At 66.8% G+C, this 11,995-nt stretch carries 13 protein-coding genes and 1 rRNA gene; 13 read left to right on the top strand and 1 reads right to left on the bottom strand.

Annotated features, from left to right (window positions below; genetic code table 11):
* From rrf to C1877_RS12255, 11 genes are all read left to right on the top strand, one after another.
* Positions 1-89: ribosomal RNA gene (rrf, locus tag C1877_RS12310) — 5S ribosomal RNA — on the top strand; the annotation flags it as partial.
* A gap of 208 nt (positions 90-297) precedes the next feature.
* Positions 298-804 carry a MarR family winged helix-turn-helix transcriptional regulator gene (locus C1877_RS12305; RefSeq protein ID WP_181813849.1) on the top strand — a complete coding sequence of 169 codons (507 nt, stop codon included), beginning with the start codon at positions 298-300 and terminating at the stop codon, positions 802-804.
* Between the two features lie 103 nt (positions 805-907).
* A complete protein-coding gene (locus C1877_RS12300) occupies positions 908-2,086 on the top strand; it encodes an ArsA family ATPase (RefSeq protein WP_181813848.1) in 1,179 nt (392 codons plus the stop codon).
* Positions 2,076-2,285 carry a hypothetical protein gene (locus tag C1877_RS12295; protein WP_114569304.1) on the top strand — a complete coding sequence of 70 codons (210 nt, stop codon included), beginning with the start codon at positions 2,076-2,078 and terminating at the stop codon, positions 2,283-2,285. The genes C1877_RS12300 and C1877_RS12295 overlap by 11 nt, the downstream gene beginning before the upstream one ends.
* Positions 2,286-2,300: 15 nt before the next feature.
* Positions 2,301-3,476 carry an ArsA family ATPase gene (locus C1877_RS12290; protein ID WP_114569303.1) on the top strand — a complete coding sequence of 392 codons (1,176 nt, stop codon included), beginning with the start codon at positions 2,301-2,303 and terminating at the stop codon, positions 3,474-3,476.
* 379 nt (positions 3,477-3,855) lie between these two features.
* Positions 3,856-4,449 (top strand): type IV toxin-antitoxin system AbiEi family antitoxin domain-containing protein, encoded by a 594-nt coding sequence (locus C1877_RS12280; protein ID WP_015538895.1) that lies wholly within the window; start codon positions 3,856-3,858, stop codon positions 4,447-4,449.
* Entirely contained in the window at positions 4,449-5,297 is an 849-nt protein-coding gene (locus C1877_RS12275) for a nucleotidyl transferase AbiEii/AbiGii toxin family protein (protein WP_114569302.1), read from the top strand. Before C1877_RS12280 ends, C1877_RS12275 begins: the two co-directional genes overlap by 1 nt.
* Positions 5,294-6,733, top strand: a complete 1,440-nt coding sequence (locus tag C1877_RS12270; protein ID WP_114569301.1) for a DUF512 domain-containing protein — start codon at positions 5,294-5,296, stop codon at positions 6,731-6,733. Before C1877_RS12275 ends, C1877_RS12270 begins: the two co-directional genes overlap by 4 nt.
* 9 nt (positions 6,734-6,742) lie before the next feature.
* Positions 6,743-8,059 (top strand): ribosome biogenesis GTPase Der, encoded by a 1,317-nt coding sequence (der, locus tag C1877_RS12265; RefSeq protein ID WP_015538893.1) that lies wholly within the window; start codon positions 6,743-6,745, stop codon positions 8,057-8,059.
* 8 nt (positions 8,060-8,067) lie between these two features.
* Positions 8,068-8,727 (top strand): glycerol-3-phosphate 1-O-acyltransferase PlsY, encoded by a 660-nt coding sequence (gene plsY, locus C1877_RS12260; protein WP_015538892.1) that lies wholly within the window; start codon positions 8,068-8,070, stop codon positions 8,725-8,727.
* A gap of 7 nt (positions 8,728-8,734) precedes the next feature.
* Positions 8,735-9,736 (top strand): NAD(P)H-dependent glycerol-3-phosphate dehydrogenase, encoded by a 1,002-nt coding sequence (locus tag C1877_RS12255; RefSeq protein WP_114569300.1) that lies wholly within the window; start codon positions 8,735-8,737, stop codon positions 9,734-9,736.
* A gap of 12 nt (positions 9,737-9,748) precedes the next feature.
* Here the strand turns inward: C1877_RS12255 and C1877_RS12250 are convergent, their stop codons facing one another.
* The gene (locus tag C1877_RS12250) at positions 9,749-10,573 is read right to left on the bottom strand and encodes a class I SAM-dependent methyltransferase (RefSeq protein ID WP_015538890.1); all 825 of its coding nucleotides are present in this window, start codon (positions 10,571-10,573) and stop codon (positions 9,749-9,751) included.
* Positions 10,574-10,886: 313 nt separating this feature from the next.
* Between C1877_RS12250 and C1877_RS12245 the strand changes: the two genes are divergently transcribed.
* Both C1877_RS12245 and C1877_RS12240 read left to right on the top strand, forming a co-directional pair.
* The gene (locus C1877_RS12245) at positions 10,887-11,279 is read left to right on the top strand and encodes a demethoxyubiquinone hydroxylase family protein (RefSeq protein ID WP_041238900.1); all 393 of its coding nucleotides are present in this window, start codon (positions 10,887-10,889) and stop codon (positions 11,277-11,279) included.
* A gap of 270 nt (positions 11,280-11,549) precedes the next feature.
* Positions 11,550-11,990, top strand: coding sequence for a DUF3887 domain-containing protein (locus C1877_RS12240; RefSeq protein WP_173014920.1), 441 nt, complete (start codon positions 11,550-11,552; stop codon positions 11,988-11,990).
* The last annotated feature ends 5 nt before the right edge of the window (positions 11,991-11,995 follow it).

Here is an 11,995-nt window from a genome sequence, read left to right as displayed (position 1 = left end):
CCCGATCCCATTCCGAACTCGGAAGTTAAGCCCGCCATCGCCGAAAGTACTGCAGCGCCAGGCTGTGGGAGGATAGGGCGTCGCGCTCGCGGAGGATGCTTCCTTTACATCGCAGGCCCCCGGACCATGTCGGCCCGGGGGCCTGCTGCGTGTGGGGGGGTCCTGGGGGAGGGCTTGTACTCGGGCCGCTCCTCGGGGGAGGGCGGGTCTGCCGTTCCTGGAGTTCGTGTTTGCCGGTTGCTTGACAACCTGTTGCTTCGGTGGCAGAATGAAAATACTTCGAGAAAGGAAGTATTGATGGTGAAGGGCGAGGCCTCGGGCGGGGAGTTCGAGGGGGCGTACTGGGAGTTCCTCGACGCGGCGAAGGACGCGTTTTCCGCCGACTGGTGGCAGAGCGCGCTCATGGACTGCTCGAAGAACGAGATGCTCGCGCTCGTGCACGTGTACCGCACGGGCGAGACCTCCATGTCGCGCCTCGCCGAGTACGTGGGTGTCCCGCTCAACACGGCCACGGGCATCGTGAACCGCCTGGAGAAGCGCGGCCTCGTGCAGCGCTGGCGCAGCGTCCAGGACAAGCGCGTCATGGTGGTGCGCATCACCGAGCAGGGGCGCGCGCAGGTGGCCTCCGTGGTTGACGCCGTCGGCTCGATGATGGGCCGGGTGTTCGAGGGGTTCTCCGACGAGGAGCGGCGTGTGTTCCTCAAGGCGCTCGGCCGGATTCCCGCCCTGCTCGCGCAGGAGGCGGGCGAGCGCGGGGAAGCGGCGACGGGGAAGAGCGCAGCGAGGCGCATCGCCATCGAGTGAGGCGGGGCGCGAGCAGGCGCGGACGGCGCGGCCGAGGCGGCCGCTCTTTTCGGCCCAATAGTTCGAATAAAGAATTATTCGCATGAGGAAGGAAGGACGAGGCATGGCGCGCATCCGGATTTTCACGGGGAAGGGCGGCGTGGGCAAGACGAGCGTCGCGGCGGCGAGCGCGCTCAAGCTCGCCGCCGAGGGCCATCGCACGCTGCTGGCCAGCACCGACGCGGCGCACAGCGTGGGCGACGTGCTCGATCGGCGCGTCGGCGCGGCCATCGTGCGCGTGGCGGAGAACCTCGATGCCGTCGAGCTCGACGCCGACCGCATCATGGAGGAGGAGTACGGCGCGCTCGTGGGCTCGGCCCTGTCGATGGCTTCCAGCATGGGCGGGGACGCCGACGACGGGGAGATGCCGGCGATGCCGGGCATGGACGGCCTGTTCGCCCTGCTCAAGCTCATCGACTTCGCGGAGTGCGGCGCGTACGACCGCATCGTCGTGGACTGCGCGCCCACCGGCGAGACGCTCGCGCTGCTCAAGTTCCCGGAGCTGTTCGGCTGGTACCTGGAGAAGTGGCTGCCGGCGGGCAAGGTGGCCCTGCGGGTGCTCTCGCCCCTGTCGAAGAAGCTGCTCAAGCTGGAGCTGCCCGACAGGCGCGCCATGTCGGACATCGAGCGGCTCTACGCGCGGCTCGTCGAGCTGCAGCAGCTGCTCAAAGATCCCGAGCGCACCTCCGTGCGCATCGTGGCGCTGCCCGAGAAGATGGTGGTGGAGGAGACGAAGCGCAACTTCCTCTACCTGAACCTGTTCGGATACCGCGTGGACGGCCTCGTGGTGAACCGCGTGCTGCCCCCCGAGGCGCAAGGCGGCTTCTTCGCCGAGTGGGCCGACGTGCAAAAGCGGTGCATGGAGGAGCTCGCGCAGGTGTTCGGCGACCTGCCGCGTGCGCAGGTCCCTTGGTACGGCGCCGACGTCTGCGGGCTCGAGGCCGTGAGACGGCTCGCGGCCGAGCTGCCCGACGACGCCGTGTTCGCCGCCGCGCCGCCGGTGGAGCACGAGCGCTACGAGAGGACGGACGCGGGCTGGGCGCTCATGCTGGCGCTTCCGCTCGCCGACAAGCGGGCGATGGAGCTCTACCAGGCCGGCGGCGACCTTGTAGTGCGCGTCGGCCCCATGACGCGCTGCATCCCGCTGCCGAACGTGCTGGCCGGCATGGACGTGGCCTCCGCCAAGCTCGACGACGGCGTGCTGCGCGTGGAGTTCGCGAAAGGGGAAGAGGATGAACGCTGAGTTCGTGTCCAAGTTGCTGGACGCCAAGCGCCTCGAGGCCGAGGCCGTGGCCTCGCTCGTGCCGCCGGAGGTGCGCCATGCGGCGGCGTGCGCGGTGCGCGCGCTCTCCGATGCGGCCCTCGGCGTGCTGGAGGCTCCCGGAGGACGGCCGCAGGACGCAGGGCGAGGCCGCGGCGCGCGGCCCATCGACATCGACTAGGAGGGGAAGGCGATCATGAGGATCATCCTGTACACCGGCAAAGGCGGCGTGGGCAAGACCTGCGTGGCCGCCGCGACGGCGCTCCACCTGGCCGAGCGAGGGCGGCGCGTGCTCGTGGTCAGCACCGACGTGGCCCACAGCCTGGGCGACGCGTTCGACCTTCCCGTGGAAGGCGAGCCGGTGGGCGTGGCGCCCAACCTGGACGCGCTCGAGATCGACCCCGTCGTGGCCGGCCGCGCCACCTGGGGGCGCCTGCAGGGCTACCTGCGCGCGGTCATGACGAGCCATGCGAACGGCGAGGAGGCGGGCATCGAGGCCGAGGAGCTGTTCGTGTTCCCCGGCTTGGAGGAGCTGCTCTCGCTCAGCGTCCTGCTCGACATCGACGAGGCGGGAGCCTACGACGTGCTCGTCGTGGACTGCGCGCCTACCGGCGAGACGCTCTCGCTGCTGAAGTACCCCGAGCAGTTCGGCGACTTCATCGAGCGGGCGCTGCCGCTGAAACGCAAGGCCCTCAAGGTGGGCGGCCCGGTGATCGAGCATGTCATGAAGATCCCCCTGCCCGACGACGCCCTGTTCGACGAGCTGTCCTCGCTGGTCGGGCGGCTGGAGCGGCTGCGCGGGCTGCTCACCGACACGGGCCGCGTGAGCCTGCGCGTGGTCACCACGGCCGAGCGCATCGTGGTGAAGGAGGCGAAGCGCGCGTTCGCGTGGCTCGGCCTCTACGGCTACCATGTGGACGCCGTGGTGGTGAACCGGTTGTACCCGGAGGCGGCGCTCGAGGGCTACTTCGACCGCTGGACCGAGTTGCAGCGCGCCTCGCTCGACGAGATCGAGCGCTCGTTCTCGGGCACGGCGGTGCTGCGCCTCATGCTGCGCCACGGCGAGCTGCGGGGCGCGGACGGCCTGCGCGAGGCGGCGCGCGAGCTGTTCGGCGACGTCGACCCTGGGGAGCTGCTGACGCCCGTCGGGGCCGCGGGCGCGCGCGAGGGGGCGGGCGGTTGCGAGCTGGTGGTGCCCGCGCCGTTCTTCGACAAGCGCGACCTCGACCTCGTGCAGGACGGCGACGCCCTCGTGGTGTCGCTGGCCAACCAGCGCTGCCGCATCCCCCTGCCCGCCCACCTGCGCGGCCGCGACGTCGCGAGCGCCCGCCACGAGGACGGCCTGCTCGTCGTGAGGTTTGAGGAATCATGATACTATTGTCCTATGCTATCGAGGGACGTCATGATAGACGGAAGCGAGGCGTATCGTGGGCGAACGGCTATTGGCTCCGCGGCCAGGCCGCCTACGACACCGAGATAGCGCGTCGCAAGCTGGGCCCCAAGCTGAGGAAGATCCAGCCTTGGAGCGCCGCAGCTTGCACTCGGCTCAACCGGCAGGATGGACGTGATCAAAAGAAAGCCGCTCTCAAGGCCTTTGCGGGCATAGGGGAGGGAGCATGCTCGACCCTGACGGACGAGGAGATGCGTGCGATATATCGGAGCCGGTGGGAATAGCGTGCTCATGGGCATGGCTATGATTTACATTCACGCCCAATTCGAATACAATCAGGGCGTGAATGTAAGGTGGTGTTATGGAAAAGACAGCTTTTCTGGACGCTTTGGTCGAGGAAGGACTCGGGTATCTGAAAACGTCCGACGCGGTTGAGGCAGGCGTTTCGAGGGCTTTTGTCGGCGATTACGTGCGGGCCAACGGAATGGAGCGGGTGGCCAAAGGCCTTTACAGAGCCCAAGATGCGTGGGATGACGGGATGTTCGTCTTGCAGACCCGTTATCCGGGTGCGGTGTTCTCTCACGAGACGGCTTTGTTCCTACTTGGACTCACCGATCGCGAGCCCGATCGCTACAGCATCACTTTGAAGGCGGGCGCCAGCTCTTCCAATTTGGCGCGTGAAGGGGTGCGAGTGCACAAGGTGAATTCCGAACTCTTCTCTTTAGGTGTTATTGAGATTCAAACGCCCTTTGGGCACACCGTGCGTGTGTACAATGCCGAGAGGACGGTGTGCGATATCGTGCGCAAGCGCAGATTCGTGGAAGCGCAAGAATTGCAAGGAGCTCTGAAGAGCTACGTCCGACGCAAGGGCAAAGATATCCCGTTGCTGATGCGTTATGCGAAGGCGCTCTCCGTCGAGAAGGTCTTGAGCCGCTACCTGGAGGTGCTCCTGTGATGATCCGCACAGCCCAACAGCTCAAAGGAAAGATTCGCAACCTTTCGATGGGCGATAGCGCCAAAGCGCAGATGCTCATGCGGACGTACGCGACGGAGCGCTTCTTGGAAAGGCTTTCGCTTTCCCCTTATCGCGAGAATCTCATCTTGAAGGGTGGCACTCTTGTAGCCGCCCTAGTCGGATTGGAAGCCCGTTCGACCATGGATGTGGATACGACGATCAAAAGCCTTCCTTTGACCAAGGAAGACATCCGCGCGGTCGTGGATGAGATCTGCGCCATTTCCCTTGACGACAGCATGGCTTTCGAGATCGAAAAAGTCGAAACCATTATGGACGACGACGAATACCCCGGCATCAGGGTTTACCTGCAAGCGACGCTTGAGCGGATACGTATCCCCATGAAGCTCGATTTTTCAACCGATGAGGCAATCACCCCGAGCGAGCTGAGGTTCGAGTACAGGCTGATGTTCGAGAATCGCTCAGTTGCGATCATGGCGTACAATGCCGAGACCTTGATAGCTGAGAAGCTGGAAACGGTTGTGGCCCGAGGCGTTGCCAACACCAGGATGCGCGATTTCTACGATCTGTTCGTGCTTGAGAAAACGAAGTCCGTGCCCATCGATGAAGCGGTGTTGCGGCAAGCCTTCGTCAACACATGCGGCAAAAGGGGCACGTCGGTAGCTGGAGATCGCATTGACGTGATTGTTCGGGAAATTAGATCGAGCAGGGAGATGTCAAGCTTGTGGCAGGCATATGGTGCGAGATTTTCCTATGCTTCTTGCTTGTCATGGCCGGCTGTGCTTGACGTCATCGAAGGGTTTTTTGGCAAAGTGAAGGTTTGTTCATGAGCACCTATCCCTCCAAGGACATCGAACGCGCGGCGCGGATCGGCGAGTCCAACGCGCCGCGGGCGCTCGTGCGCGCGGTGGCGCCGGGGAGTCCTGCCGACGACGCGGGGTTCGAGCCGGGTTGCTTTGTGACCAGCGTGGACGGTTGGCCGGTGCGCGACCTCATCGACTGGCGATGGCTCGCGTCCGACGACGTCATGGAGCTCGGCTACATCGACCTCGACGGCGACGAGGGGGTCGTGGAGCTCGAGCGCGGCGAGGGCGAGGACTGGGGCTTCGAGTTCGAGGGCGTCGTGTTCGACGGGGTGAGGCAATGCCGCAATGCCTGCACCTTCTGCTTCATGCGCCAGCTGCCCGATGACATGCGCTCGTCGCTCACGCTGCGCGACGACGACTTCCGCTTGAGCTTCCTTGCGGGCACGTTCGTCACCTTCACCAACCTGAAACCCGAGGACGAGCAGCGCATCGTGGAGCAGCGCATCTCGCCCCTGCGCCTGTCGCTGCACGTGGCCGACCCCGACGTGCGCCGCCGTATGATCGGGCGGCATGCGCAGCACGGCATCGACGTGCTGGAGCGGCTGCTGGCCGCCGGCATCGAGTTCCACGCCCAGATCGTGCTCGTGCCCGGCCAGAACGACGGGGTCGTGCTCGAGGATACGCTGACCTGGGCCTATGCGCGTCCCGGCATCTTGGACGTGTGCATCGTGCCGCTGGGCTTCACGAAGCACCAGAGCGTCTTCGACCGCAGCTTCAACGATCCCGTGTCGTCGCGCGCCGTCATGGACCTGGTCGTGCCGTTCCAGCGGCGGGCGCTCGCCGAGCGCGGGAGCATGTGGGCCTTTCCGGCCGACGAGTTCTACCATAACGCCTACGGCCCCACGCTGCTGGACAACCTGCCGCCAGCGGGACACTACGGCGACTTCGGCATGTTCGAGGACGGCGTGGGCATCATCCGCTCGTTCGTGGACGACTGGGAGCAAGCCGCGGCGGCGGGCCTGCCCGAGCGTGCCGCGGACGCGCTGCGGGCGGCCGGGCTGCGGGCGCGCTACATCGCCGGCTGCGCCACGCGGCACTTCCTGGGGCCGCTGGCGGCGGCGAGCCCGCTCGCCGGCCTGTTCGAACCCCTTTACGTGGAGAACGGATTCTTCGGCGGCAACGTCGACGTGACGGGGCTCCTCTGCGGCTGCGACATAGCGGCGGCCGTGCGCGGGGCCGTGCGGCAGGACAGCGAAACGCGATCGCGCACCTTGTTCCTCCTCCCGCGCGTCATATTCAACGACGATTCGGTGACGCTCGATGACATGAGTTTGGAGGATATGGAAAAGGGCGCGGGCGCCCCCCTTGCCGTGGTATCCTGTAACGCGTCCGATTTCCTGCGGGAGATCGTCGACTTGGCCGGGCGCGAGAGCCCGGCCCCTGACCGAACCAACCTGTGAGGTGCCATCATGCCCCTGCCACTCGTCGCGGTGGTCGGACGGCCGAACGTCGGCAAGTCCACCTTCGTGAACCGCATAGCCCAGGCCGACGAGGCCATCGTCCACGAGATGCGCGGCGTCACGCGCGACCGCTCGTACCATGAGGCCGACTGGAACGGCGTCGAGTTCAAGCTCGTCGACACCGGCGGCATCGAGATGGGCGACGACGACGCCTTCCAAGGCTCCATCCGCGCGCAGGCCATCGCCGGCGCGAACGAGGCCGACGTCGTCATCTTCATCGTGGACGGCAAGACGGGGATCAACGCCGACGACGAGGCCGTCGCGCGCATCCTCCGCAAGGCGGGCAAGCCGGTGTTCTTGGTGGTGAACAAGATGGACACCCCGAACCGCACCGACGAGCTGTGGGAGTTCTACCAGCTGGGGGTGGGCGATCCCTGGCCGGTGTCCTCCACGCACGGCCATGGCACGGGAGATTTGCTCGATGCCGTGGTGGAAGAGCTGCGCCGTGCGGAAGTGCCCGCCGACGAGGAGGAGGAACCCTCCATCAACGTGGCCATCATCGGCCGCCCGAACGCCGGCAAGTCGTCGCTCACGAACAAGATGACGAAGGGCGACCGCTCCATCGTGTCCGATGTGGCGGGCACCACGCGCGACGCCATCGACACGGCCGTCGAGCACGACGGCACCCTCTACACCATCGTGGACACGGCGGGCCTGCGCCGCAAGAGCCAGATCGACCAGGACGTGGAGTACTACGGCTTCGTGCGCGCCATGCGCGCCATCGACCGCGCCGACGTGGCGCTGCTCGTCATCGACTCCACGCTCGGCCTGACCGACCAGGACCAGCGCGTGGCGGGCTACGCGGCCGAGCGCGGCTGCGCCATGGTCATCGTGCTGAACAAATGGGACCTCGTGGAAGGACCCGAGGCCAAGGCCGACATACGCGAGCGCATCGCCGACCGCATGACGTTCGTGGGCTATGCGCCGGTCGTGGCCATCTCGGCCCTCACCGGCAAGAAGGTCGACCGCATCTGGGAGGCCATCGACGAGGCGTACGAGAACTTCAGCCAGACCATCCCCACGAACAAGCTGAACACGTGGCTCTCCGGCATCCGCGAGGGCGGGCACACGGTGAGCAACGGCAAGGCCGTTCTGCGTATGAAGTACGTGACGCAGACGGGCACGTGCCCGCCGTACTTCACGTTCTTCGTGAACCGGCCCGACCTGGTCACGGACAACTACGAGCGCTTTTTGGAGAACCGCCTGCGCGAGGGCTTCGACCTCGTGGGCACGCCGGTGAAGCTGAAGTTCAAGAAGAAGGACTAAGGGGTACGATGCAGGATCTGCTGGTTGCGGCCGCGCTGTTCGTCGCGGCATTCCTCCTGGGCTCCGTTCCGTGGGGCCTCATCATCTCGAAGGTGTTCTACCACACCGACCTGCGCGAGCATGGCTCGGGCAACATCGGCACCACGAACGCCATCCGCACGATGGGCAAGGTGGGCGGCTACGCCGTGTTCGTGCTCGACTTCGGCAAGGGCCTGCTCTCGGGCGTGCTGGCCTGGTGGTTCAGCTGGCAGTTCCTGCCGGGCGGGGGGCTGGCGCCCGATGCGCTCGTCAGCTACGACACCTTGCTGGCCGTCGCGTTCCTCGGCTGCGTGTGGGGCCATATCTTCAGCCCCTGGCTGGGCTTCAAGGGCGGCAAGGGCATCGCGGTTGCCGTGGGCTGCCTGTTCGTCACGTTCGGCTGGGTGGGCGCCTGCTTGGAGCTGCTCATATTCATCGTGCTGGTGGTGGCTACGAAGCGCGTGTCCATCGGCTCGATAGCCGCGGCCCTGTCCTGCCCGTTCTTCTCGCTGTACTACTTCTGGGGCGACTGGATCGCCGTCGCCCTGTGCACGCTGGCGGGGCTGACGGTGGTGTGGGCGCACCGCGAGAACATCAAGCGCCTGCGTGCCGGCACCGAGAGCAGGATAGGCGACAAGAAGAAAGCGTAGGCTCAGGATGAGGATAGCGGTTATCGGGGCAGGCTCTTGGGGGACGGCGCTGGCGCAGGTGTTGGCCGGCAACGGGCACGACGTGGGGCTGTGGGCGCGCAAGCCCGAGGTGGCGGCGGCGATCAACGCCGATCACCGCAACCCGCGCTACCTGAGCGACGTCGTGCTGTCCGAGCGCATCGCAGCCACCTCCTCGCATGAGGAGGTGCTGGAGGGCGCCTGCGCCGCCGTCATCGTCACGCCGTCGAGCATCATGCGCGACGTGGCGGACCGGCTGGCCGGCCTCGTGGGCGAGGATTTCCCGGTAATCGTCTGCTCGAAGGGCGTCGAGGAGGGCAGCGGCCTTCTGCCGGTGGAGGTGTTCGAGGCCGAGATGGGCAATGCGACGCGCCTGGCCGTGCTCTCCGGCCCCAACTTCGCGGCCGAGGTCATACGCGGCATCCCGTCGGGCACGGTGGTGGCCAGCCCCGACGCGGGGACGGCGGCGTTCTTCCAGGAGCTGTTCGCCAGCGACGCCTTCCGCACCTACGCCAGCGACGACGTCATCGGCGTGGAGCTGTGCGCCGCGTTCAAGAACGTCATCGCCATCGCGGTGGGCGTGTCCTACGGCATCGGGTTCGGCGACAACACGGCGGCCATGCTCATGACGCGCGGCATTGCCGAGATGAGCCGGCTGGTGGTGCGCTGCGGCGGTCAGGCCCTCACGTGCATGGGGCTGGCCGGCACGGGCGACCTTGTGGCCACCTGCACCTCCGAGCACTCGCGCAACCGCCGCTTCGGCAAGCTCCTGGCCGAGGGTGGCACCCTCGAGGAGTTCACGGAGCGCACGCACATGGTGGTGGAGGGCGCGCTGGCCTGCCGGACGCTCAAGACGCTGGCCGACGCCTACGGGGTGGAGCTGCCCATCACCGATGTCGTGCGCAGCGTGGTGTGGGAGGGCGCCGATCCGCGCGACGTGGCCAAGACGCTCACGAGCCGGCCCCTCACCACCGAGTTCTACGGGCTGTAGGGTTCCGGCGGCCTACGAGCCCAGGACGCTTAGCTGGGCCATGCCGCCGGCGCCGCGAACGGAGCGGACCTTGCGGGCGGTGAAGCGCAGGCGGCGGTAGTCGGCGACCCAGCAGCCGGCCCCCTCGTCCCAGAGGTCGTCCTCGCACGCCTGCTCCAGATCGTCGAGGATGGCGGCGCGCTCGTCCTCGCGGTACAGGTGCAGGCTCTTCGCGAAGAACTGCTCGGCGAACCGGCGCAGGCCCTCCCTGCCGTCGGCGAGCGGGGTGGGGCGGTCGAACGCCTCCATCTGCTCGACCTCGAAGCCGGCGATGCCCAGCAGGCGGCGGTAAGCCGCCTCCTTCGGGAAGCAGAACCGCCCCGAGTAGTCGCCGCTGTGCTTGCGCAGGGCCTGGGTGTAGCCCTCCTCGATGCCTGCGATGTTGCCGTGGGCGCCCATCTCGGCCACGAGCAGGCCGCCGTCGTCGAGCGCGCCTGCCACGCTCTTGAGCAGCGCCACCTGGTCGGGCACCCAATGGAACACGGCGTTGGAGAACGCCACGTCGAACGCGCCCTCGAACGGCAGGGCGCAGGCGTCCGCCTCTGCGAGGGAGGCTTTCGGATGACTTGCGCGCGCCTTCTCCAGCATCTCCGGCGAGGAGTCGACGCCGGTGACGGGGCCGATCTCGGCGAGCGCGTCCAGGTGCGCCCCCGTGCCGCAGCCCACGTCGAGGATGCGCAGGGGGGCGGCCCCGTCACCGCGCCGGGCGGCCTCCTCGCGCACGAGCTGCACGAGCGCCTCGCCGTACGCCCCCACGTAGCCGTGCTGCCCGTCGTAGAGCTCCGCATCCCATTCCATCTTCGTCCCGCCCCTCTCGATTCGGTTGCATTGCCTTCAAGTATAACGCAGGGAGGACGGTTTCCCTGTCTCGTGCGTCCGGGGCGTTCCCATGGCGCGGGGGCTTGCGGCGCGCCCGCCCCCGCTCCGGCTTTCTATGAGCGCGAGGGTGCGCTTTATCTAACGGGGCGGTGACAACGCGATGACCGGGGGCTTACCGTCGGGGGAATCGCGTTGTGGGACGTGCTGCGGTGGCTTAAGGTACTGCTTGTCCGAAACGACGACCCCCTCCGCGCCGGAAACGGCAGCGGACCGCATCGAGAAGGAGCACGCCATGCCCGAGCTAGCAAACCCGTTCGTCGCGAATGTCCCGCGCACGATGACGAAGCAGGAGCTCGTGCAGGCCGTGCGCGTGGAGCTGACCGGCGAGCTGGAGGCCCAGATGCTCTACGAGGCGCACGCGGTGGCTACCGATGACGAGGTGGCGCGCAAGGTGTTCCTGGATATCGCCGACGAGGAGAAGGAGCACATGGGCGAGCTGCTCGCACTGCTCCAGTACCTCGATCCAGCCGAGGCCGGGCACTTGGCGGAAGGCGTGGGCGAAGTCGAGGGCATGATGGCCGAGCTGGGCATCGACAAGAGCGTGGCCGACGACCTCATGGGATCGTCCATACGCAACGACACCGGCACCCAAGAGGAGCTGGAGTCGGGCAGGAGCAGCAAGTAGAAGACAACCTATTCGAGTGACCCGTCGTCTCGTCTCTCGTGTGAACCCCCCCCTCTCTCTCAAACCTTCGACGGGCACGTGAAGCATGCGCACCTTCCCCTTCTCCTCAGTGCGCACTGCATGGCCCTCCTCCGGACCCCCCATCCGGAGGAGGGTCTTTTTGTGCCGACAGGGTGCGTTTCTGATATCCTTTGGGGATGGTCGGGCGGAGAACGTGGATGGCGGGAACGGCCGGGGGTCCGGCTGGGCTCGGAGGAAGAGGGATGCTCCATGAGGAAAAGACTGGTGCTCGTCGCCTTGCTGGCAGCCGTGACGCTGATGCTCGGCTTGGTGGGATGCAGCTCGGGGGATGCAGCGGGCGGAAAGGCCCAGGAGGATGTCGAGGGACTGCCCGCCTGGGCGGACGAGGCTGCTGTCACCGAGCAGGCGCGCGATGCGATAGACCTGTTCGTTGCAAGGGATTACGATGGCTTGGCGGCGTTGTTCGGCGAGCCCGCGCCGGCCGCCTCTGATTTCGAGAAGGCCGCCCGGGCGGCCGAGGACGTGGGCGGCTTCGAATCGTACGGCGACGTGTCCTTCGCGCACTACGACGGAGGCGCGGACGGCGTGGCGGCCATCGTGGTCCAGCAGGCGCATTGCGAGAACGACGACCTGGTCTACTCCGTCGGCATCGCCGAGGACGGCAGGCTTGTCGGATTCCGCATCAGCTAGGTACC

This window comes from Gordonibacter pamelaeae, from assembly GCF_003340385.1.
GTDB lineage: Bacteria > Actinomycetota > Coriobacteriia > Coriobacteriales > Eggerthellaceae > Gordonibacter > Gordonibacter pamelaeae.
Note: the sequence above shows the minus strand (reverse complement) of the source record. Positions and strands in the feature narration are given on the sequence as shown.